Source organism: Streptomyces sp. NPDC046215 (genome assembly GCF_040646215.1).
Taxonomy (GTDB): Bacteria; Actinomycetota; Actinomycetes; order Streptomycetales; family Streptomycetaceae; genus Streptomyces; species Streptomyces stramineus.
Genome location: NZ_JBEYZW010000086.1, coordinates 1 through 22,572, shown reverse-complemented (window position 1 = coordinate 22,572; position 22,572 = coordinate 1). Strand labels below are relative to the sequence as shown.

Annotated in this window: 21 protein-coding genes; 14 read left to right on the top strand and 7 right to left on the bottom strand. The window is 74.2% G+C overall.

The window, feature by feature from the left end; translation table 11 throughout:
* Nucleotides 1-17: 17 nt before the first annotated feature.
* Entirely contained in the window at nt 18-581 is a 564-nt protein-coding gene (thpR, locus tag ABZ951_RS27825) for an RNA 2',3'-cyclic phosphodiesterase (RefSeq protein WP_344086350.1), read from the top strand.
* A 141-nt stretch (nt 582-722) separates the two neighbouring features.
* Here the strand turns inward: thpR and ABZ951_RS27820 are convergent, their stop codons facing one another.
* A complete protein-coding gene (locus tag ABZ951_RS27820; RefSeq protein WP_344086347.1) occupies nt 723-1,703 on the bottom strand; it encodes an aldo/keto reductase in 981 nt (326 codons plus the stop codon).
* A 54-nt stretch (nt 1,704-1,757) separates the two neighbouring features.
* Entirely contained in the window at nt 1,758-2,447 is a 690-nt protein-coding gene (locus tag ABZ951_RS27815; protein ID WP_344086344.1) for a GDSL-type esterase/lipase family protein, read from the bottom strand.
* 291 nt (nt 2,448-2,738) lie between these two features.
* On the opposite strand from ABZ951_RS27815, the gene ABZ951_RS27810 reads away from it, so the two are divergent.
* The gene (locus ABZ951_RS27810; RefSeq protein WP_344086341.1) at nt 2,739-3,731 is read left to right on the top strand and encodes a DUF1648 domain-containing protein; all 993 of its coding nucleotides are present in this window, start codon (nt 2,739-2,741) and stop codon (nt 3,729-3,731) included.
* A 1-nt stretch (nt 3,732) separates the two neighbouring features.
* Nucleotides 3,733-4,092, top strand: coding sequence for a GntR family transcriptional regulator (locus tag ABZ951_RS27805; RefSeq protein WP_344086338.1), 360 nt, complete (start codon nt 3,733-3,735; stop codon nt 4,090-4,092).
* Between the two features lie 78 nt (nt 4,093-4,170).
* Here ABZ951_RS27805 and ABZ951_RS27800 read toward each other — a convergent pair whose 3' ends face one another.
* From ABZ951_RS27800 to ABZ951_RS27780, 5 genes are all read right to left on the bottom strand, one after another.
* Nucleotides 4,171-4,968, bottom strand: a complete 798-nt coding sequence (locus ABZ951_RS27800; RefSeq protein ID WP_344086335.1) for an SDR family NAD(P)-dependent oxidoreductase — start codon at nt 4,966-4,968, stop codon at nt 4,171-4,173.
* Nucleotides 4,969-4,978: 10 nt separating this feature from the next.
* Entirely contained in the window at nt 4,979-6,154 is a 1,176-nt protein-coding gene (locus ABZ951_RS27795; protein WP_344086332.1) for a serine hydrolase domain-containing protein, read from the bottom strand.
* A gap of 135 nt (nt 6,155-6,289) precedes the next feature.
* Nucleotides 6,290-7,048 (bottom strand): ABC transporter ATP-binding protein, encoded by a 759-nt coding sequence (locus tag ABZ951_RS27790; protein ID WP_344086329.1) that lies wholly within the window; start codon nt 7,046-7,048, stop codon nt 6,290-6,292.
* A complete protein-coding gene (gene cbiQ / locus ABZ951_RS27785; RefSeq protein WP_344086326.1) occupies nt 7,045-7,815 on the bottom strand; it encodes a cobalt ECF transporter T component CbiQ in 771 nt (256 codons plus the stop codon). Before cbiQ ends, ABZ951_RS27790 begins: the two co-directional genes overlap by 4 nt.
* 1 nt (nt 7,816) lies before the next feature.
* On the bottom strand, nt 7,817-9,025 hold the full coding sequence (locus tag ABZ951_RS27780) for an energy-coupling factor ABC transporter permease (RefSeq protein WP_361280957.1): 1,209 nt from the start codon (nt 9,023-9,025) through the stop codon (nt 7,817-7,819).
* A gap of 215 nt (nt 9,026-9,240) precedes the next feature.
* On the opposite strand from ABZ951_RS27780, the gene ABZ951_RS27775 reads away from it, so the two are divergent.
* From ABZ951_RS27775 to rsmA, 11 genes are all read left to right on the top strand, one after another.
* The gene (locus ABZ951_RS27775; RefSeq protein WP_344086323.1) at nt 9,241-11,277 is read left to right on the top strand and encodes an MDR family MFS transporter; all 2,037 of its coding nucleotides are present in this window, start codon (nt 9,241-9,243) and stop codon (nt 11,275-11,277) included.
* A 271-nt stretch (nt 11,278-11,548) separates the two neighbouring features.
* The gene (locus ABZ951_RS27770) at nt 11,549-12,334 is read left to right on the top strand and encodes a phosphotransferase (protein ID WP_344086319.1); all 786 of its coding nucleotides are present in this window, start codon (nt 11,549-11,551) and stop codon (nt 12,332-12,334) included.
* A 138-nt stretch (nt 12,335-12,472) separates the two neighbouring features.
* Nucleotides 12,473-12,841: a VOC family protein gene (locus ABZ951_RS27765; RefSeq protein WP_344086316.1), complete on the top strand. Its 369-nt coding sequence runs from the start codon at nt 12,473-12,475 to the stop codon at nt 12,839-12,841.
* Nucleotides 12,842-12,957: 116 nt separating this feature from the next.
* Nucleotides 12,958-14,718 carry a phospholipid carrier-dependent glycosyltransferase gene (locus tag ABZ951_RS27760; protein ID WP_344086313.1) on the top strand — a complete coding sequence of 587 codons (1,761 nt, stop codon included), beginning with the start codon at nt 12,958-12,960 and terminating at the stop codon, nt 14,716-14,718.
* 149 nt (nt 14,719-14,867) lie between these two features.
* Nucleotides 14,868-16,484: a penicillin-binding transpeptidase domain-containing protein gene (locus ABZ951_RS27755; RefSeq protein WP_344086310.1), complete on the top strand. Its 1,617-nt coding sequence runs from the start codon at nt 14,868-14,870 to the stop codon at nt 16,482-16,484.
* Between the two features lie 125 nt (nt 16,485-16,609).
* Nucleotides 16,610-17,461: a DMT family transporter gene (locus ABZ951_RS27750; protein WP_344086306.1), complete on the top strand. Its 852-nt coding sequence runs from the start codon at nt 16,610-16,612 to the stop codon at nt 17,459-17,461.
* Nucleotides 17,462-17,495: 34 nt separating this feature from the next.
* A complete protein-coding gene (gene rsmI, locus ABZ951_RS27745; RefSeq protein WP_344086303.1) occupies nt 17,496-18,356 on the top strand; it encodes a 16S rRNA (cytidine(1402)-2'-O)-methyltransferase in 861 nt (286 codons plus the stop codon).
* Between the two features lie 184 nt (nt 18,357-18,540).
* A complete protein-coding gene (locus ABZ951_RS27740; RefSeq protein ID WP_344086300.1) occupies nt 18,541-19,020 on the top strand; it encodes a hypothetical protein in 480 nt (159 codons plus the stop codon).
* A 33-nt stretch (nt 19,021-19,053) separates the two neighbouring features.
* Nucleotides 19,054-19,977, top strand: a complete 924-nt coding sequence (locus ABZ951_RS27735; RefSeq protein ID WP_344086297.1) for a TatD family hydrolase — start codon at nt 19,054-19,056, stop codon at nt 19,975-19,977.
* 99 nt (nt 19,978-20,076) lie between these two features.
* Nucleotides 20,077-21,552, top strand: coding sequence for a ubiquitin-like domain-containing protein (locus ABZ951_RS27730; RefSeq protein WP_344086294.1), 1,476 nt, complete (start codon nt 20,077-20,079; stop codon nt 21,550-21,552).
* The gene (gene rsmA / locus ABZ951_RS27725) at nt 21,549-22,424 is read left to right on the top strand and encodes a 16S rRNA (adenine(1518)-N(6)/adenine(1519)-N(6))-dimethyltransferase RsmA (RefSeq protein ID WP_344086291.1); all 876 of its coding nucleotides are present in this window, start codon (nt 21,549-21,551) and stop codon (nt 22,422-22,424) included. Before ABZ951_RS27730 ends, rsmA begins: the two co-directional genes overlap by 4 nt.
* The last annotated feature ends 148 nt before the right edge of the window (nt 22,425-22,572 follow it).

The following is a 22,572-nucleotide window of genomic DNA, read 5'->3' as shown; positions in this document are numbered from 1 at the left end:
CGCGCGAGACTGACCCCATGCGTCTGTTCGCCGCCGTACTGCCCCCGCCCGACGCCGTCGCCGAACTCTCCTCGGCGGTCGGCCCCCTGCGCTCCCTCCCGGGCGCCGGCCGGCTCCGCTGGACCGCGCCCGCCGACTGGCACTTCACCCTCGCCTTCCTCGGCGAGGTCGACGAGGCCCTGCTGCCCGCCCTCACCGAGCGCCTGGCCCGCGCCGCGCACCGGCACCCGCCGCACGAGCTGCGGTTCGCCGGCGCCGGCCGCTTCGACGACCGCGTCCTGTGGATCGGCGCCGACGGCGACCGGACGGCCCTGCGCGACCTCGCCCGCTCCGCCGCGGCCGGGGCCCGCCGCGCCGGGGTCGAGGCCGACGGCAAGCACCCCTTCCGCGCCCACCTCACCCTCGCCCGCGCCACGGACCCCGTCCCCCTGCGCCCGTACGAGGAGCACCTCGCCGGTTTCTCGGGCGCGCCGTGGACCGTGGAGCGGCTGGCGCTCGTCCGCAGCAAACTGCCCGCCTCCGGGGTCCCCGGCGAGCGGCCCCGCTACGAGACGGTCGCCGAGTGGGGGCTGGGGCACTGAGCAGTCCACTCGGGCGGTTACGCTCGACGGGTGGACCCCAAGACCAGGAACCGGATCATGACCGGTGTGCTCGCCGTGATGCTCGTCGTCGTCGCCGTGGTGTCGGCGGTGAAGTGACGCCGCTCCGCCGCGGTGGTGCGCCTACCAGGCGAACGCCTCCGGAGACGGCCCCGGGCCGGGGAAGATCACGTCCAGCTCGGCCAGCAGGTCCTCCGGCAGCTTCAGCTCGACGGCGCGCAGCGCCGACGCGAGCTGCCCGGCCGTCCGCGGCCCCACGATCGGCCCCGTCACCCCCGGCCGGGTCAGCAGCCAGGCCAGCGCCACCTCACCGGGCGCCATCCCGTGCTTGTCGAGCAGGTCCTCGTACGCCTGCACCTGCTCGCGCACCGAGGAGCTCGCCAGCGCGTCCGCCGACCGGCCGCCGCCGCCCTCCCGCTCCCGGCGGATCGCCCCGCCCAGCAGCCCGCCGTGCAGTGGCCCCCAGGGGATGACCCCGAGCCCGTACGCCTCGGCGGCCGGGATGACCTCCATCTCGGCGCGCCGCTCCGCCAGGTTGTACAGGCACTGCTCGCTCACCAGCCCCAGCGAGCGGCGCCGGCGCGCGGCCTCGTTGGCCTGGGCGATGTGCCAGCCGGCGTGGTTGGAGGAGCCCGCGTAGAGGATCTTGCCCTGCTGGACGAGGACGTCGACGGCCTGCCAGATCTCGTCCCACGGCGTCGCCCGGTCCACGTGGTGGAACTGGTACACGTCGATGTGGTCGGTCCGCAGCCGCTGGAGGCTGGCGTCCACCGAGCGGCGGATGTTGGCGGCGGACAGGCGGTCGTGGTTGGGCCACGGCTCGCCGTCCGCGTGCAGGCCGCCGAAGACCTTGGTGGCGAGGACGACCTTCTCGCGCCGCCCGCCGCCCCGGGCGAACCACGCCCCGATGATCTCCTCGGTGCGGCCCTTGCCCGCGCTCTGGCCGTAGACGTTGGCGGTGTCGAAGAAGTTGACGCCCTCGGCGAGAGCGGCGTCCATGATGGTGTGGCTGTCGGCCTCGTCCGTGCGGGGCCCGAAGTTCATCGTCCCCAGTACGATCCGGCTGACCCTGAGGCCCGTGCGTCCGAGCTGCGTGTACTCCATGCCGCCCTAGCCAACGCCCCCGGGCCGCCCGAAGCAAGGGTGCGGCCCGGCGCGTCAGAGCCGGGGCAGGGCGTACGGGCCGCCCACGTCCCACGCCTGGTGCATCGCGTCGGCGAACGAGGCCGCGATGCGGTGCTCGCCGGCGGCGTTGGGGTGGGTGCCGTCGTAGGTGTCGCGGTCGATGTCCCAGCCCGCAGGCTGGGAGGCCAGCAGCAGCGGCGAGCCGGGCCGGTCGAGGTCGGCCACGGCCTTGGCCAGCAGTTCGTTGAACCGCGTGCACTCGCCGGCGAAGTCGGGGTCGGTGAACGCCCGGATGTTGGGGATGACCGGCATCAGCACCGCCCGCACCCGCGGATTGGCCGCGCGGGCAGCGGCGAGGAAGGCGTGGACGTTCCCGGCGGTCTGCTCGGCGTTGGTGTAGAAGCCGAGGTCGATGAGGCCGAGCGAGATCAGCAGCGTGTCGGCCTTCCCGGCCCGGACGGCGTCCTCGGCCAGCGGCGCCATGTGCAGCCACCCCTCGCCCCACCCGGCGAGGTGCGCGCGGGCCCGCTCGGGGAACCCGGGGTCGGCGTAGTCGAGCGAGACGGGGGCGCCGGCGCCCGGCTCGTAGAGCTCGGTGCGCGGCCCGACGATTCTGTAGGGCCCGCCGTAGGAGGCGTTGAGGTGTTGCCACATGCGGTAGCGCCACGTGTGGTCACCGGCGCTACCGATCGTCATCGAGTCGCCGACGAACATGATCCGCATGCGTCCATCATCCCGGACGGGGGCGGGGCGGGTGACGTGACGGTGGACACCTGATCCGCTTCCGCGGGGGGCTTCCGGGCGGGTGGCGGCTGATCACGCGAGGGGCCCGACGGTCGGTCCCCGACGGTCAGCCGGATGAGACGTCGCCGCGCCGTCCGGTGGTGGCCGGGAGCTGACCGCCCGCGTCCGCTAGGTGGTGCGCGCCAAGGCTGAGTTCCGCCTCTGAGGCGAAGCAGTGCTGGACTTCACCTCCAGTTGTTCTATTACGATGCAAACAACTGGAGGTGTTCCATGTCCCGTGACCCGCACGCCCCGACCCCCCTCCTCACCCCGCGCCGCACCCTCGTAGCCGCCCTCCCCTACCCCCTCGCCGCCCTCACCGTGCTCCTGGTCTACCTCTCCGTGCGGGACCGGCTGCCCGATCCGCTCGCCGCGCACATCGGGCCCGGCGGGACCGCCGACGGGTTCAGCGGGCACGGCTCCTTCCTCGCCGTCTCGCTCGGCCTGCTGCTCGGCGGCGGGGTGCTGTTCGGGCTCGTCACCCACTGGGCGCGGAACAACCCCGACGCCCAGCGCGTCCTCGCCGTGCTCGTCGGCGGAGCCGCCGTCGTCATGGGATGGATCATCACAGCCCTGCTCCTGGCCAACGCCGGCGCGGCCGACGCCGCCCACGTGACCCTCCCCGGCCTCCAGGCGGCCGCCGGCTTCGGCGCCGGGGTGCTCTACGCGGCCGTGGGCTGGCCGGTCTGCGGGAAGAGCCCGGTGGCCGAAGCCGCCGAAGCGCTCCCCGGTCATGCCGAACGGCTCGACCTCGCCGACACCGAGAGCGCCGCCTGGACGCGCGTCGCCGGATCCCGGGCCCTGCCCGCCACCGGCCTGGGCGTCCTCGGCATCGGTGTGGTCACCGGCGTCATGTCCGGCTGGGCCACCGCCGTCCTGCCCCTGGTGACCGGCGCGCTCCTGACCCTGCTGACCGGCGCCCGCGTGACCGCCGACCGGCGCGGCATCACCGTCGCCCCCGTCCTCCTGCCGTGGCCGCGCCTCAACGTCCCGCTGGAGCGGATCACCGAGGTCACCCACCGCGACGTCCGCGCCCTGCGCGACTTCGGCGGCTGGGGGTATCGCGTCCGCCCGGGGGCGAGCGGCGTCGTGCTGCGCTCCGGTCCGGCGATAGCGGCGCGCCTGGCGACCGGCAGCGAGTTCGTCGTCACCGTCGACGACGCGGGCACGGCCGCCGCGCTGCTCAACACCCTGGCCGACCGCGAACGCACCGCCGGAGGCTGACGTGCTGTTCCGTGCCGATCCCTCCTCGCCCGTCCCGCTGGCCGAACAGATCGCCGGGTCCGTGCGCGGCGCCCTCGCCGACGGCTCGGTACGCGCCGGCGAACGCCTGCCGCCCGCGCGCGAGGTCGCGAAGTCCCTCGGCGTCAACATGCACACGGTGCTGCGCGGCTACCAGCAGCTCCGCGACGAGGGGCTGATCGAGCTGCGCCGCGGCCGGGGAGCCGTGGTCGCCGGCGGCGCCGGGCCGTCCCGCGCCGACCTCGTCGGGCGGGTGCGGGAGCTGGTCGCCGAGGCCCGGGCGCTGGGGCTGTCCGACGAGGAGGTGCTGGCGCTGGTCGGCACGGCCCTGAGCGGGCGCTGACGGCTCGGGCCCGGGCGCGCCTTTCGTTGACGGCCCGCGCCGCCCCGATGCTCAAGCCGGCCTGCGTCGCCCTGATGCTCAGCCCCGGTCCGCCCCGCTCTCCGTCACCGCCCGCCGCCACCCCACGTTGCCGCTGAGGATCCCGCCGTCCACCGGCAGCGTCACCCCGGTGATCCACGACGCGTCCGCGGAGGCCAGGAAGGCCACCGCCGCCGCGACGTCCTCCGGGCGGCCCACCCGGCCCAGCGGGTACAGCGGTGCGGCCCGCTCCAGGACCTCCGGGCGGCCGGCCCAGTTGGGGGTGTCGACCGTGCCGGGCGCGACGAGGTTGACGCGGACGCCGCGCGGGGCGCAGTGGCCCGCCAGGGTGCGCGTCAGGCTCGCCAGGCCCGCCTTCGCGGCGCTGTACGCGTGGTTGCCGAAGTCCTGCTCGCCGTTGACCGAGCCGATGTTGACGATCGCGCCGCGCCCGCCGGCGGCGGCCAGGTGCGGCATCGCCGCCCGCACGCAGCGGAAGGCGCCGGTGAGGGTGACGTCGAGGTCCCGCAGCCAGGTGTCGTCCGGCTGGTCCTCGATCAAGGGGGCGTCCGGGTGGCAGGAGAGGGCGTTGTTGACCAGCACGTCCAGCCGGCCGAAGCGGGCCACGGCCGTGGCCACCGCCGCCTCGACCGCCGCCCGGTCGCCGACGTCGCACGCCGCGGCCTCCGCGGTCAGACCCGAGGCGCGCAGGCCCGCGGCCGTCCCCTCCGCCCGTTCGCCGTCCAGATCGGTGACGAGCACCCGGGCGCCCTCGGAGGCGAGCCGCCGCGCCGTGGCCTCGCCGATGCCCCGGCCGGCGCCCGTGACAAGAACCGCGTAGCCCTCGAACCGTGCCATGCGGCAAGCACTACCCGGCCAGCGACCTGGCAACCGCGCGGACCAGCGCCTGCGCCCGCGGGTCCGCGGTGACGTTCTTCTGCATGCCGTTGGTGACGTACCCGAAGGCGATGCCCGACTCCGGGTCGCCGAAGGCCAGCGAGCCGCCGCGCCCGGGGTGGCCGAACGAGCCGGGGGCCAGCAGGGGCGAGGCCGGGCCGTGGAGCATGAAGCCGAGGCCGAAGCGGGTGTTCACCACCAGGACGCGGTCCGGGCCCGCGGACTCCTCCGTGCGGGCCAGGGTGAGGGTCGCGGGCGCGAAGAGGCGCCGGCCGCCGTCCACCGCGCCGGTCAGCGAGGCGTAGAAGCGCGCCAGGCCGTCCGCCGTGGCGATGCCGGCGGACGCGGGCAGCTGGGCGGCCCGGTAGGCCGGGTCGTTCTCGTCGGCCGGGGGAGAGATCGCGGCGAACGCCCGGCGGGTGAGGGAGCCGGGGTCGGCGTAGGCGTCCGAGACGGACTTCTTCGGCCGCAGCCGCAGGCCCTGGGCGGCGGCCCCGGCGGGCGGCTCGATGTCGGCGATGCGGCCGACGCGGTCCCGCTCGGCGTCCGGGAGACCGATCCACAGGTCCGCGCCGAGAGGCCGGGCTATCTCCTCCGCGACCCAGTCGCCGATGGTGCGCCCGGTGATGCGCCGGACCAGCTCCGTCAGCAGCCAGCTGTAGGTCTGGGCGTGGTAGCCGTGGGCCGTGCCCGGGTCCCAGGCGGGGGCCTGGGCGGCGACGGCGGCGGGGCCGCTGACCCCGTCGACGGCCTCGGCGGGGGACAGGGGCGTGTCGAGGACGGGCAGCCCGGCCCGGTGCGAGAGCAGGTGGCGGACGAGGACGCGCTCCTTGCCGTTCGCCTTGAACTCGGGCCAGTACGTGCCGACGGGCGCGTCCAGGTCGACCTGTCCGCGCTGGTGCAGCAGGAGCAGGACGGAGGCGGCGACGCCCTTGGTGGCGGACCGGACGACCTGCGCGGTGTCCCGCGTCCAGGGGGCCGGGTCGCCGTCGGCGTGCCGGGCGCCGCCCCACAGGTCGACGACCTTGTGCCCGTCGCGGTAGACGGCGACGGCGCCGCCGCGTTCCCCGCGCCGGGCGAAGTTCTCCGCGAAGGCGTCCCGGACCGGTTCGAAACCGTCCGCCACCGTGCCCTGGACGTCCACCACTGTTGTTCCCCTGCTCCCACTGTGCCGATCGCTACAAATCCATCCACCATGGTGCAACGCGACCAGCGGTGCGCGGAGACCGGGTGCCCCGGAGGCGGCCTGGGACCTCCCCCGGAACCGTCGGTTCCGTACACGCTATCCCCGCGGGAGCGGCACCGAGCGCGGGTCGAAGCCGAACGGCAGCTCCAGGCGGTGCGCGCGCATCAGCTCCTCGTCGGCCAGCAGCTCCCCGGTGGGGCCGTCGGCGGTGATGACGCCGTCGCCGAGCACGACCGCGCGCGGGCACAGCTCCAGCGCGTACGGCAGGTCGTGGGTGACCATCAGCACGGTGACGCCGAGGGAGCGGAGGATGTCGGCGAGCTCGCGGCGCGAGGCCGGGTCGAGGTTGGAGGAGGGCTCGTCCAGCACGAGGATCTCGGGCTCCATGGCGAGGACGGTCGCCACCGCCACCCGCCGCCGCTGCCCGAAGGAGAGGTGGTGCGGGGGCCGGTCCGCGAAGGCCGCCATGCCCACCTGCTCCAGCGCCCGGGCCACGCGCGCCGCCAGACGGGGTCCGCGCAGGCCCGCCGCGGCCGGGCCGAAGGCGACGTCCTCGCGGACGGTGGGCATGAACAGCTGGTCGTCGGGGTCCTGGAAGACGATGCCGACGCGGCGGCGGATCTCGGCGAGGTGCCGCTTCTCCACCGGCAGCCCGCCGACCTTCACGCTGCCCATGCCGCCGCCGAGGATGCCGTTGAGGTGCAGGACGAGCGTGGTCTTGCCCGCGCCGTTGGGGCCGAGGAGGGCGACGCGCTCGCCGCGGGCGACGGTGAGGTCGACGCCGAAGAGGGCCTGGTGGCCGTCCGGGTAGGCGAAGGCCAGCCCGTACACCTCAAGGGAAGGAGGGGGAGTCATGGCAGGGTCCATCCGGTCAGGCGGACCGCGAGGGCGGCCAGCGGCAGGGCGGCGGCCCGGGCCCACTGGGCCCGGGTGGCGGTCACCTCGTCGATCACGGGCATGACGCCCGCGTACCCCCGGCTGAGCATCGCCAGGTGCACCCGTTCCCCGCGCTCGTAGGAGCGGATGAACAGCGCCCCGGCGGTCCTCGCCAGCACCCCCCAGTGGCGGGGGCCGCGCGCGGTGAAGCCGCGGGACTCGCGGGCGACGCGCATGCGCCGCATCTCGTCCGTGATGACGTCCCCGTAGCGGATCATGAACGACGCGATCTGGACGAGCAGCGGCGGCAGCCGCAGCCGCTGCAGCCCCAGCAGCAGGGACCGCAGATCGGTGGTGGCGGCCAGCAGGACGGACGCGGCGACGCCGAGGGTGCCCTTGGCGAGGATGTTCCAGGCGCCCCACAGGCCGGACTCGCTGAGGGACAGCCCGAGGACGTCCACCCGAGCCCCCTCGGCCACGAACGGCATCAGCAGGGCGAAGGCCACGAAGGGCACCTCGATCAGCAGCCTGCCCAGCACCACCTCGGCCGGCACCCGGGCGACGGCGGTGACGGCGGTGAGCAGCAGCGCGTACCCGCCGAAGACGGGGACGGCCTCGCGCGGAGTGGAGACCACCGCCAGGACGAAGCACAGCACGGCGACGAGCTTGCAGTGCGCGGGCAGGGCGTGCACCGGTGAGCGGCGGCGCACGTAGAGCCGGTGGGCTCCCCCGTGGCCCGCCCCCACCTCAGGCCGTCCCGGTGGCCGGGGCCTTCTCGGGCGCGGCCGCCCTGGTGCGGCGGCGGCGCACCACGACGAAGACGCCCGTGCCGGCGGCGAGGGTCGCCCCGACGCCGATCACCCCGGCGAGGCCGCCGGAGATCCGCTCGTCCGCCACGTCCTTGACCTGGTAGTCGGCGAGGGGGGAGCCCTTGGCGGCGTGCTCCTCCTCCTTGCTGTCGAGGCCCTTGTCGTGGGCGACCTTCTCCAGGCCGTCGGGGCTGGTCGAGGCGTAGTAGCTGACGCCGCCCGCGCAGAGCAGGGCGGCGGCCAGCCCGGCGAGCCACAGGCGCCGGACGGAGCGGGGCGCCTTCCCGGCTGGCGGGGCCGGCGGGCCCTGCCAGGGGCCGGGGCCAGGGGCGGTGGCGCCCTTGACGAGGCCGGCGAGCGGGGCGTCGCGCTCCAGGGCCGCGAGGGAACCGGCCGGGGAGCGCGGGGCGGAGGGGCCCGCGCCGGGCGCCCGGCGCGCGGTGCGCAGCTCCAGGGGTGCGCTCATGCCGCGCGCGCCGTGCACCAGGTCGGGGCGGACGGCCAGGACGGCGCTCACGGTCAGCGCGGTGATGACCGCCTCGCCGAAGCCGATGAGGGTGTGGACGCCGACCATCGCCGCGAAGACCTTGCCGAGCGGCACGTCGGTGGTGCCCCCCAGGGCGTAAATGAGGGTGAACGCGCAGGCCGCGGCGGGCACGGACACCAGCGCGGCGACGAAGGACGCGGCGGTGACGGCGGGCCCGCGGCGCGGCAGGACGGCCACCAGGGCGCGGAAGACGCCGTACGCCACCAGGGTGGTGACGACGCCCATGACGGTGATGTTGACGCCGAGGGCGGTGAGCCCGCCGTCCGCGAAGAGGAGGCCCTGCATCAGCAGGACGACGGATATGCACAGCACGCCGGTGTACGGGCCGACGAGGACCGCGGCCAGCGCCCCGCCGAGCAGATGGCCGCTGGTGCCCGCCGCGACGGGGAAGTTCAGCATCTGGACGGCGAAGACGAAGGCGGCGACGAGCCCGGCGAGCGGGGCGACGCGGTCGGCGGACGCGGGGGCCGGGGAGGACGCGGCGCAGACGCCGCCGAGCTCGCGCCGGGCGCCCCGCAGGGCCACCGCGACGGCCGCGGCGGCGGCGGCCCCGGCGGCCACGGACACCGGCGCATCGATGAAACCGTCGGGCACGTGCATGGCCGGGCTCCGCATCTGCCGAATGGTGTGTTCATCGGAGAATTCAAGAGAACTGCCTGATAGTAGGCGCGACTTGCGAAGACTTCGCAAGAGCGTGTGCACCGCTTCTGCACGCCCCTGGCTCACCCGCGCGCCGCCAGCGGTGGCGGGAGCGGTCGTCTGCCCGAATGCTGAGCTTCGGGAGACTCCGGGCGGCTTCGGGAGGTAAAGCCACGATGACCACGGCCACCGCGCCCACGGCGGACGTCCCCGCCGCCCCGCCCGTGCTCAGCCGCCGCCGCACCAACCTGGTCTTCGTCACCATCGTGCTCGGCATGCTGCTGGCGGCCCTCGACCAGACCATCGTCTCCACCGCCCTGCCGACCATCGTCGCGGACCTCGGCGGCGGCGGGCACATGGCCTGGGTGGTCACCTCCTACCTGCTGGCGGAGACGGTCTCCACCGTCCTGGTCGGCAAGTTCGGCGACCTCTTCGGCCGGAAGGTCGTCTTCCAGCTCAGCGCCGTCGTCTTCGTCGGCGGCTCGGTCTTCGCCGGCGCGGCCAACTCCATGCTGATGCTCATCGCCGCCCGCGCCGTCCAGGGCATCGGCGGCGGCGGATTGATGGTCACCGCGATGGCGCTGATCGCCGACGTCATCCCGCTGCGCGAACGCGGCAAGTACCAGGGCGCGCTCGGCGCCGTCTTCGGCGTGACCACGGTCGTCGGCCCCACGCTCGGCGGGATCTTCACCGACCACGCCACCTGGCGCTGGTGCTTCTACGTCAACGTGCCCGTCGCGATCGTCATGGTGATCATGGCGGCGCGCACCATCCCGGTGGTCCGTTCGGCGGTACGCCCCGTCATCGACTACCTGGGCATCGTCCTGGTGGCGCTCGGCGCCTCCGGGCTCGTCCTCGGCCTGGAGTGGGGCGGCACCGAGTACCCGTGGGGGTCGGCCGTCATCATCGGCCTGTTCCTCGCCTCGCTCGCGCTGCTGGCGGCGTTCGTCCTGGTGGAGCAGCGGGCGAAGGAACCCATGCTGCCCATGCACCTCTTCCGCAACCCCGTCTTCGTCGTCTGCTCGGTGCTCAGCTTCATCGTCGGCTTCGCGATGCTCGGCGCGATGACGTACCTGCCGACGTACCTGCAGTTCGTCGACGGGGTGTCGGCCACCATGTCGGGCGTGCGCGCGCTGCCGATGGTCGCCGGGCTGCTGGGCGCGTCCATGCTCTCCGGCATCGTCGTCAGCCGCACCGGCCGCTACCGCTTCTTCCCCATCGCCGGCTCGGCCGTGATGGCGCTCGGCCTGTTCCTGATGTCGACCATGGGCGCGGCCACCGGTCCGTGGCTGGAGTCGCTCCACATGTTCGTGCTCGGCGTGGGCATCGGCCTGGCCATGCAGGTGCTGACCATCGCCGTGCAGAACACCGTCTCCTACCACGAACTGGGCACCGCCACCTCGGGCGTGACGTTCTTCCGCACCCTCGGCAGCTCCTTCGGCACCGCCATCTTCGGCACCCTCTACAGCAGCAGGCTCCGGCCCAACCTCGAAGAGGCCCTCGCCGGCCACCCCGAGGTGCCGCCCGCCGCCGTGCAGAGCCCCGCGGGGCTGAAGCAGCTGACGCCCGCCCAGGCCGCGCCCGTCATCGACGCCTACGCGCAGACCATCAACTTCGTTTTCCTGTGGGTCGTGCCCGTCGCCCTCGCGGGCTTCGCCGCCGCCTGGTTCCTCAAGGAGGTACCGCTGCGCGACAGCGCCCGGGCCGGGGCCTCCGACATGGGCGAGGGCTTTTCGGCACCCGACTCCGCGGAAGCGGCACGGCAGCTGGAACGGGCCGTCGCGAGCGTCCTGCGCCGGGCGCAGGGGCCCGTCACCCGGCAGGTCCTCGCCGCCTCCGACAGCCCCCTCGGGCCCGCCGAGGCGTGGACGCTCGGCCAGATCCACTGGCGGCTGCGCGTCCGCGGCGCCGCCGACCCGGCCGCGGTGGCCGCCGCCCACCGGGTGCCCGCCGAAGTCCTCGCACCGGCCTTCGCCCGCGTCGTCGAGGCCGGCCTCGCCCGCCGCGACGGTGACGGCCTCACGCTCACCCCGGCGGGCGAGGCCGAGATCGCCCGGCTGCGCGCGGCCTGGCGGTCCTGGCTCGCCGCCCGCCTGGACGACTGGGACATCACCGACCCCGCCGACCGCGCCCTCCTCGACCGCGCCCTGGACACGATGGCCGCCCGCCTGCTGGAGGAGGACGAGGAGGAGCAGGAAAAAGTCGCCGTTTGACGGCGTGTCGGCGGCCTTTCGGGGGCACCAGGCAACGCGGCGCGGCCCCGGGACGGTCTTCCTCTCCGAGTGCGGTCCCGCCACGGCCGGCGGACCGGAGACCGGCACGCACGAGGGGAACACGATGAACGACGACGGATGCGGACACGACTGGGTCCTGTGGAGCGGTGCCACCCGGTGCCGCAAGTGCGGAGCCACCCAGCAGTAACCTGTCCCACCGTGGGTAGGGGTTTCCGACAGCGCCCCTGCCCACCGAGGGAGGGGATCAAGGGTGCCTCGTACCGGCTGGCACGGCCTGCCCCGCCCCGTGCGGGCGGCCGTCGAGGCCCGTACCGGGCCGGTCGTCGCCGCGCACCCCATACCCCACGGCCTGACCTGCGCCACCGCGGCGAGCCTGACGACCGCCCAGGGCACGGTGTTCGTCAAGGGCGTGCCCCTCGACCACGCCGAGGCCCGCGAGGGACAGCGCTGGGAAGCGGCCATCAACCGCTACGTCCGGGGCGTGGGCCCCGGCCTGCGGTGGCGCGTCGTGGCCGGCGGCTGGGAACTGCTCGGCTTCGAGCACATAGACGGGCGGCACGCGGACCTCTCACCCGGCTCCACCGACCTGCCGCTGGTCGCCGACGCCCTCCTGGCCGCCCAGGACCTGCCCTCCCCGCGCACGGTCACCGTGCCGCGCTTCGAGGACCGCTGGGCCCGCTTCCTCGCCGCCGGCACCCGGGAGCTCCTGCGCGGGGAAGCGCTCCTCCACACGGACACCAACCCCCACAACCTCATGGTCACCGACCGCCGCGCCTACCTCGTCGACTGGGCCACCCCCGCCCTCGGCCCCGCCTGGGTCGACGTCGCGTACACGGCCGTACGGCTGATGGAGGCCGACTGCCCCCGCGCCGAGGTCCTGGCGTGGGCGGCCAGGTTCCCCAGCTGGGCGTCGGCGCGCCCCGAGGCGCTGGCCGCGTTCGTCGCCGCGCACTGCCGCCGGTGGGAGGCCACCGTCGGCGCCGCGGCCGCCCGCCCCAGCAACGCGCGCTTCGCCGCCCTGCTGTCCCTCCTGTGAGGCCCCGAACGGTGAAGGTCCCCGAACGGTGGAGGCCCCGAACAGTGAAGCCCCCGAACGGCCCGTCCGGCGGGCCGTTCCCCCGCCCGCCCTGAAGACTCGGTACGGCCGTCAGTCACCGGGCAGAGGAGCGTGAGCATGTTCACCACCACCAAGGCGTTCAGCGGTTTCTCCGTGGACGACGTGCCGCGGGCCCAGGAGTTCTACGGGCAGACGCTCGGCCTGCGCGTCACCGAGGAGTACGGGATGCTGACCCTGCACATCGAGGGCGGCACGAAGATCCTGGTGTACCCCAAGGCCGATCACGTCCCGGCGTCCTTCACCGTCCTCAATTTCCCGGTCCCCGACATCGACCGGGCCGTGGACGAGCTGGCCGCGCGCGGGGTGACCTTCGAGCGCTACCCCGAATTCAGCCAGGACGAGAAGGGCGTCTTCCGGCAGGAGGGCCCGCCGATCGCCTGGTTCACCGACCCGGCGGGGAACACGCTGTCGGTGCTGCAGGAGTGACACAGGGGTGAGGGGCGCCGCGGCGGCCCGGCCCCGTCCGGCCCGCCGCCCGGGGGAGCGCGCGCCCCTGGCGGTGCACCCGGGACTCGCACAGGCTCGTTCCCTACGATGGCGCGGTGACCAGTGACACCGCGACCCCCGCACGACAGGGCCCGACGGCGGACGAGCAGCAGCCACCGTGGCAGCGCCGGCTCCGCCGGTTCGGCTACGCGGTGAGGCCGCAGCCGGATGTGCGGGAGCGGCTCGTCCCGCCGTTCCCCGAGCCGGGAACGCGGGTGTGGGAGGCGCTGGGCGCGGGCCCGGCGCGGGCCGCGCTGTGGGCGCGCTGGTCGGGGTGGACGGGGCCGCTGCTCGTCACCCTCTTCGCCGGGCTGATCCGCTTCTGGCACCTGGGCAGCCCCAAGGCGGTGATATTCGACGAGACGTACTACGCCAAGGACGCCTGGGCCCTGTGGCAGTTCGGGTACGAGGCGAAGTGGCCCACCGACGCCAACGACCAGATCATCGACGGCCGCACCCCCCTTACCGACGGCGCCGACTTCGTGGTCCACCCACCGGTCGGCAAGTGGGTCATCGGCATCGGCGAGTGGCTGTACGGGCTGAACCCGTTCGGCTGGCGCTTCGCCGTCGCGGTGCTCGGCACGCTCAGCGTGCTCATGCTGTGCCGCATCGGCCGGCGGCTGTTCCGCTCCACGTTCCTGGGCTGCCTCGCGGGCGCCCTGCTCGCGGTGGACGGCCTGCACTACGTGATGAGCCGGACGGCGCTGCTCGACTCCGTCCTGGTGTTCTTCGTGCTGGCGGCGTTCGGCTGCGTGCTGGTCGACCGGGACACGGCGCGGGCCCGCCTGGCGGCGGCGCTGCCCGTCGACGGCGACGGCGCCGCGCGGCCCGACGACGCCGTGGCCGGCCGGCTCGGGCTGGGATGGCGGCCGTGGCGGCTCGCGGCCGGGGTGTTCCTGGGGCTGGCGTGCGCCACCAAGTGGAACGGCGTGGTCTACCTGGCGGCGTTCGGGCTGCTGCTGGTCCTGTGGGACATGGGGGCCCGCCGGGCGGCCGGCGCCCGGCGCCCGGCCCTGGCCGCGCTGCGCCGCGACGCGCCGTGGGCGTTCTTGTCGACGGTGCCGGTGGCCGCGGGCGTCTACCTGGCGTCCTGGTCCGGCTGGTTCGCCAAGAGCGGCACCTACAGCGAGAAGGACGGCTGGCAGCACAGCGGCTACTACCGGCACTGGGCGGAGACCGAGGGCGGCCACAGCCCCGACGGCTTCCTGGCGGGCGTCCTCAACCCGCTGCGCAGCCTGTGGAAGTACGAGCACGACGTGTGGAACTTCAACACCAACCTCTCCTCGGCGCACACCTACCAGTCCAACCCGTGGAGCTGGCTGGTGCAGGCCCGCCCGGTCTCGTACTTCTACGAGTCCCCGCAGCCCGGCCGGGACGGCTGCCCGAAGGACGCGGCCGACAAGTGCGCCCGCGAGGTCCTGGCCCTGGGCACCCCGCTGCTGTGGTGGGCGGCCTGCTTCGCGCTCGTATACCTGCTCTACCGGTGGGGCCTGCGGCGCGACTGGCGGGCGGGCGCGGTGCTGTGCGGGGTCGCGGCGGGCTACCTGCCGTGGTTCCTGTGGCAGGAGCGGACGATCTTCGTCTTCTACGCCGTGGTGTTCGTGCCGTTCCTGTGCCTGGCGGTGGCCATGATGATCGGGGCGATCCTGGGGCCGCCGGGGTCCCCGGAGCGGCGCCGGGTGCTGGGCGCGGTCGGCGCGGGCACGCTGGTGCTGCTCATCGCGTGGAACTTCATCTACTTCTTCCCCCTCTACACCGGCCATCCGATCTCGATGGACGCCTGGCGCAACCGGATGTGGTTCGACTCGTGGATCTGAGGTCCCCGCACCGGACCTGACGCAGTCTCACATCCGAACAGCAGGTTCCGGCCAATTCAGTCCCCTCTGTCACCGCTGTCCCGTACAGTGCCGGACGGGGTTTTAATCAACCGATTAAAACCGGTGGGGGAACTGGAGGGGGCTGACCCATGCACAAGAGTGCAAAGATCGCGATGGGAGTGGCGGCGGCCGCGGTGGTGGGGACCGCCGGACTGGGCGCGTACAACCTGGTGAACGCCGTCACCGACACCGACGCCGCGCACGCCGACCCGGCACCCGCCCGGACCGGCCCCCCGACGTCAAAGGAGATCGACAAGACCGCCCGCGACTTCCTCGCGGCCTGGCAGGCCGGCGACACCGCGAAGGCCGCCGCCCTGACCGACAACGTGCAGGCGGCCACCACCGCCCTCACCGGCTACCGCGGAACCGCCCACGTCGAGAAGGTGACACTCAAGCCCGGCACCGCCACCGGCGCGAAGGTCCCCTTCACCGCCACCGCCGAGATCAGCCTCGGCGAACAGCGCTCCACCTGGACCTACGAGTCCTCACTCGCCGTCGTCCGCGGCCAGACCAGCGGCCAGGCCCTCGTCGACTGGCAGCCCACGGTGATCCACCCGCAGCTCGGGACCGGCGAGACGCTCACGACCGCAGCCGGCACCGCCCCGGAGATCACCGCCGTCGACCGCAACGGCACCAAGCTCGACCCCAAGGACTACCCCTCCCTCGGCCCCGTCCTGCCCGAGCTGCGCCGCCGGTTCGGCGAGAAGGCCGGGGGCCGGGCCGCCGTCGAGGTGCGCGCCGCCCGCCCCGACGGGATGTCCGCCGAACCCAAGGTCCTGCACGAGATATCCAAGGGCAGACCCGCCGAACTGCGCACCACCCTCGACGCGGGCGTGCAGCGCGCCGCCGAGACGGCCGTCGAGAAGCACACCGACGCGTCGGTGGTCGCGGTCAAGCCCAGCACCGGCGAGATCCTGGCGATCGCCAACTCCCGCAAGACCGAGTTCAACCCGGCGCTCTCCGGCCAGACCCCGCCCGGCTCCACCATGAAGATCGTCACCGCCGCGATGCTGCTGGAACAAGGCAAGGCGGCCCCGTCCAAGCCCCTGCCGTGCCCCAAATACGCCACCTACGGCATGAAGTTCCACAACGTGGAGGAGAGCGAGAACCCCGGCGCCACCTTCGCCCAGGACTTCGCGGCCTCCTGCAACACCGCCTTCATCTCCCTGGCCGGCTCCGTCGCCGACGGCGCGCTCGCCGCCGAGGCCAAGGACGTCTTCGGCCTCGGCCTGGAGTGGAAGACCGGGGTGGCCAGCTTCGACGGCAGCGTGCCCACCGACTCCGGCGCCGGGAAGGCCGCCGCGATGATCGGCCAGGGCCGCGTCCAGATGTCCCCGCTGAACATCGCCTCCGTCGCCGCCACCGTCCGCGCCGGCTCCTTCCACCAGCCCTACCTCGTCGCCCCCTCCGTCGACGACCGCGAACTCGCCCGCGCCGCCCGCCCGCTGCCCGCCGGCGTCGCCGGGCAGCTCCGCTCGATGATGCGGCTCACCGCCACCTCCGGAACGGGCGCCCGCGCCATGGCCGGCCTCGGCTCCGACATCGGCGCGAAGACCGGCTCCGCCGAGATCGACAACCAGAACAAGCCCAACAGCTGGTTCACCGGCTACCGCGGCGACGTGGCCGCGGCCGCGGTCGTCCCCCAGGGCGGCCACGGCGGCGACTCCGCGGGCCCGGTCGTCGCGGCGGTCCTGCGCGCGGGATGACAGAGGCCCGGGCGCCGGGGCCCGGAAGAACAAGGACCGGGTGACGGACACAACAGCGTGCCCCATGCAACCAGCGCTAGCGTCGCGCCCATGAGCACCCCCGACCGCCCGCGCGGGCACGCCCGATGACCCCACTGGTCGCCGCGGCCGTCCTCATGGCCGCCGTCACCCACGCGAGCTGGAACGCCATCGCCCACGGCATCCGGGACCAGCTGCTCGCCTTCACCCTCGTCGGCGGCGGCGGGGCGCTCTGCGGAGCGGCCCTGCTGCCGTTCACCCCGCTGCCCGCCGCCGAAGCCTGGCCCTACCTGCTCGCCTCCGCGGCCGTGCACGTCGTCTACCAGCTGCTGCTCATGCGCTCGTTCACCCTCGGCGACTTCGGCCAGATGTACCCGATCGCCCGCGGCTCCGCGCCGCTCGCCGTCACCGCCTTCGCCGCCCTCTTCGCCGGAGAGGTCCCCGACGGCTGGCAGCTCGCCGGCGTGGCCGTCGCCTCCGCGGGGCTCGTCGGCCTCGCCCTGTGGGGCATCCGCGGCTCCGGCACCCGCCCCCACTGGGCGGCCGTCGGCGCCGCCCTGGCCACCGGCCTGGCCATCGCCGCCTACACCGTCGTCGACGGCCTCGGCGTCCGCGCCTCCGGCACCCCCCTCGGCTACATCGCCTGGCTGATGCTCCTCGAAGGGCTCGCCATCCCCGCCCGCGCCCTCGCCGTCCGCCGCGGCCGGCTCCTGGCCGAGCTGCGCCCCCACGCCGCCCGCGGGCTCCTCGGCGGGCTGCTCTCCGTCGCCGCCTACGGGCTCGTCCTGTGGGCCCAGACCCGCGCCGCGCTCGCACCCATCGCGGCCCTGCGCGAGTCCTCGATCATCGTGGGCGCCGCGATCGGGGCGGTAGTGCTCAAGGAACGGTTCGGCACGCCGCGGATCGCCGCCGCGGGCCTGATGCTGCTGGGGATCGGGCTGATGCTCCACACGGGGTGAGGGCACGGCCCCGCGACCCTGCGAGGATGGGACCGTGACTGGAACGCTCGTACTCGCAGGTACCCCCATCGGTGACGTCGCCGACGCGCCCCCGCGGCTCGCCACCGAGCTCGCCGCCGCCGAGGTGATCGCCGCCGAGGACACCCGGCGGCTGCGCCGCCTCACCCAGGCGCTCGGCGTGCACACCACCGGCCGGGTCGTGTCCTACTTCGAGGGCAACGAGTCCGCCCGCACGCCCGAGCTCGTCGAGGCACTGGCGGGCGGGGCCCGGGTGCTGCTGGTCACCGACGCCGGCATGCCCTCGGTCTCCGACCCCGGCTACCGGCTCGTCGCCGCCGCCGTGGAGCAGGGCATCAAGGTCACGGCCGTGCCCGGGCCCTCCGCGGTGCTCACCGCGCTCGCCGTCAGCGGCCTGCCCGTCGACCGCTTCTGCTTCGAGGGGTTCCTGCCCCGCAAGGCGGGCGAGCGCCTCGCGAAGCTGCGGGAGGTCGTGGACGAGCGCCGCACCCTGGTCTACTTCGAGGCCCCGCACCGCCTCGACGACACCCTCGCCGCCATGGCCGAGGTCCTGGGCCCCGAGCGCCGGGCCGCCGTGTGCCGGGAGCTGACCAAGACCTACGAGGAGGTCAAGCGCGGCCCCCTGGCGGAGCTCGCCGCCTGGGCCGCCGAGGGCGTCCGCGGCGAGATCACCATCGTCGTGGAGGGCGCCCCCGAGGCCGGCCCGCAGGACCTCGACCCCGCCGAGCTCGTGCGCCGGGTGCGGGTGCGCGAGGAAGCGGGGGAGCGCCGCAAGGAGGCCATCGCGGCCGTCGCCGCCGAGGCGGGACTGCCCAAGCGCGAGGTCTTCGACGCCGTCGTCGCCGCCAAGAACGCCGCGGTACAGCCGAGCCCATGAGCGGGTAAAGGGCTATCGTGAAAAGCAAAGCCTGGGCCAGGCAGCCTGGCATTTCGGGCAGTGCGACGCCAAGCTTGCCCCAATTCGGGGGAGAGGCTGCTGCGAGATCGCCAGGATGGGCGTTCCCTGTAAGTGGGACGTCCGATCCCGGAGAGACTTGTCCTTGAGGACAAGAGGAGCTGCCATGAGCGAGATCGCAGGAACCTCCCACGGTGTCCGCCCGACGGTCCACCCGGCCGCGCGCCCGGTGCCCGGCACCGGCGCGCCGGAGCCCGCCCACGAGTCGTACGCCTTCGCGTGCATGAGGTGCGGGCACGGGTGGGAGCAGTCGTACGAGATACAGCACCCCACGGACGCCGAGGGCCGGCCCTCCGTCGTCTACTACGCGGACGGCAGGCGCGTCCCGTCCCCGCTGACCAACCCCACCTGTGACAACTGCGGCGGCCACGTCGTGCGCATCATGCGCTCGGGCCAGGTCTCCCACACCGCCGGCTACCTGCACCAGCCCCCTCAGGCGGCCGTACGCCACACCGGCCACGCCCAGGCCGGGCCGCTCAACGCCACCACTGCGGAACGCATCGTCCCGGAGCCCCCCGAGGCGCCCCGCCCGGCCCACCACTGGCACCTGTCGGACCTCCTGCACCCCTTCCAGCACCGCAGGTGAGCGCCGTCGCACGCGATCCCTAGAATCGCGTGCATGGCGGCAACAGCATCAGCAGCGGACAGCGGCAAGCCCGGCGGCGAGCGGAAGCAGAACGACAAGGACGTCCCTCCGCCGCTCCCGGCGCCGCTGAACGTGCCGGTCGCCGACTCCCACACCCACCTCGACATGCAGAACAGCTCCGTCGAGGATGCCCTCGCCAAGGCCGCGTCCGTCGGAGTGACCACCGTGATCCAGGTGGGCTGCGACCTGGCCGGATCCCGCTGGGCGGCCGAGACCGCCGCCGCCCACGACAGCGTCTGGGCCACCGTCGCCCTGCACCCCAACGAAGCCCCCCGCATCGTCCACGGCGACCCCGACGGCTGGTCGCGGCAGGGCGCCCGCGTACCGGGCGGCGACGCCGCCCTGGACGCGGCGCTGGAGGAGATCGACGCGCTGGCCGCCCTGCCCCACGTCCGCGGGGTCGGCGAGACGGGCCTGGACTACTTCCGCACCGGCCCCGAGGGCACGGCCGCCCAGGAGCGCTCCTTCCGCCGTCACATCGACATCGCCAAGCGCCACGGCAAGGCCCTGGTCATCCACGACCGCGAGGCCCACGCCGACGTGCTGCGCATCCTGGAGGAGGAGGGCGCCCCGGACACGGTCGTCTTCCACTGCTACTCCGGCGACGCCGAGATGGCCAAGGTCTGCGCGGCCGCCGGCTACTACATGTCCTTCGCCGGGAACGTCACCTACAAGAACGCCCAGCCGCTGCGCGACGCCCTCGCCGTCGCCCCCCTCGACCTCGTCCTCGTCGAGACGGACGCGCCCTTCCTCACGCCGATGCCGTATCGCGGACGGCCCAATGCGCCGTACCTCATTCCGGTCACGTTGCGGGCGATGGCCGGATACAAGGGCGTTGACGAGGACGCCCTGGCCACAGCGGTGGCAGTAAATACTGCGCGCGTGTTCGGGTACTAAATCAGGTTTGCCGCGACACCGTGTGATCATATGACTTTGGGGAGTGACCTTCGCTCCGCTACAGTCCCGGGCCGATAGCTCGACCCAGGGGAGTGTCGCGTGACGCATGCACCAGGCCACCCCCGCGCCGCACGCCGCGGTGCGGCGGAAACACCGCTGTACAACCCGTACGACCCCTACGAGCCGTACAACCCGTACGCCTCGTACCCGCCCTACGAGACCTACGACGGGCCCGGCGAGCCCTACGGGATACACGACCAGCCGCCCCACGCCCTCCACGACCCGTTCCTGCCCGAGCCGCGCGACGCCGGGGCCCACGCTCACCCCGAACTCCAGGACGAACCGCTCCCCGTCCCCCACCAGGCCGGGCACCGGACCGAAGCGCCACCCGAAACGGCCGCCGAACCTCCCACCGGCCCCGCAGCGGACCCCGAGCCCACCCCCGGCCGCCGGGCCGGGCGCCGCAAGCGCGCCGGAGAACGCCCCGACGCCCTGCGCCGGCTGCTCCCGCAGGCCCTCGTCGTCGCCTTCCTCGCCGGCGGCACCTCCGCCTTCGTCGCCAGCGACAAAACGGTCCGCCTCACCATCGAGGGCAGCTCCCGCACCCTCCACACCTTCGCCGACGACGTCGACGAACTCCTCGCCGACCAGAACATGGCCCTCGGCGAACACGACACCGTCACCCCCGGCCACGACCACGACCTCGGCGGCGGCGACGAGGTCACCGTCCGCTACGGACGCCCCCTCGCCCTCACCCTCGACGGCGAGCACCGCAACGTGTGGACCACCGCCCGCACCGTCGACGGCGCCCTCCGCGAGCTCGGCGTCCGCGCCGAAGGGGCCCACCTGTCCGCCCCCCGCACGGCACCCATCCCCCGCGAGGGCCTGGACCTGGACGTCCGCACCGAGCGGACCGTCACCTTCATGGCCGACGGGCGCGAACGCACCATCCGCACCAACGCCGCGACCGTCCGCGAGGCCATCGAAGCCGCCGGCATCACCCTGCGCGGCCAGGACACCACCTCCGTCGACCCCGACAGCTTCCCCCGCGAAGGCCAGACGATCTCCGTCATGCGGATCACCGGCAGCCAGAAGGTCCGCGAGGTGCCCATCGACTTCACCACCGAGCGCCGCGACGACCCCACCCTCAACAAGGGCACCGAGGTCGTCGCCCAGCGCGGCGAGAAAGGTGTGCGACGCGTCACCTATGCCCTGCGCACCGTCAACGGCGTCCAGCAGAAACCCAAGAAGATCGCCGTCGAGACCGTCCGGCTGCCCCGCACCCAGATCGTCAAGGTCGGCACCAAGGCCGTCCCCACCGCCGTCCAGGGCGCGGACGGCCTGAACTGGCGGGGACTCGCCCAGTGCGAGGCCGGCGGCCGGCCCGACGCCGTCGACCCCTCCGGCACCTACGGCGGCCTCTACCAGTTCGACGTCCGCACCTGGCAGGGCCTCGGCGGCAAGGGCCGGCCCCAGGACGCACCCGCCGCCGAGCAGACCTACCGGGCCAAGAAGCTCTACGTCAGCCGGGGGGCGAGCCCGTGGCCCGTGTGCGGCCGTAAACTTCACGGGTGAGCTCCAGCCCCAGCACAGACGATTCCGGCGCCCTGCTCGGCCCCGCCGACATCCGCGAGCTGGCCGCAGCCTTGGGGGTACGCCCCACCAAGCAGCGCGGCCAGAACTTCGTGATCGACGCCAACACGGTCCGGCGCATCGTCCGCACCGCCGAGGTGCGGCCCGACGACGTCGTCGTCGAGGTCGGCCCCGGCCTCGGATCCCTGACCCTCGCCCTGCTGGAGGCCGCCGACCGGGTCACGGCCGTGGAGATCGACGACGTCCTGGCCGCCGCCCTCCCCGCCACCGTCGCCGCCCGCATGCCCGCCCGCGCCGACCGCTTCGCACTCGTACACAACGACGCCATGCGCGTCACCGAGCTGCCGGGCCCCCCGCCCACCGCGCTCGTCGCCAACCTGCCGTACAACGTCGCCGTGCCCGTCCTGCTGCACATGCTGCAGCAGTTCCCCACCATCGAACGCACCCTCGTGATGGTCCAGGCCGAGGTCGCCGACCGGCTCGCCGCCCGGCCCGGCAACAAGGTCTACGGAGTGCCCTCCGTCAAGGCCAACTGGTACGCCGAGGTCAAGCGCGCCGGGTCCATCGGCCGCAACGTCTTCTGGCCCGCCCCCAACGTCGACTCCGGCCTCGTCTCCCTCGTCCGCCGCAGCAAGCCGATCGAGACGAGCGCGACGCGGGCCGAGGTCTTCGCCGTCGTCGACGCGGCGTTCGCCCAGCGCCGCAAGACGCTGCGCGCGGCACTGGCCGGCTGGGCCGGCTCGGCGGCCGCCGCGGAGGCCGCGCTGGTCGCGGCCGGGGTGTCGCCGCAGGCGCGGGGGGAGTCGCTGACGGTGGAGGAGTTCGTGGCGATCGCGGAGAATCGCGGCGGGTAGCCGTTGGTTTCTGTTGTCCGCTGGTGCGGGGCCGCTCCGCTGCGGGGGGCTGTTCAGGTGCGGTGTCGGGCCTGCGCGGGTGGGGGTTTCAGGATGATGTTCGGCAACGGCGCGCTGTGGGTGATCCTCGGCTGCGCGGTCATCGCGG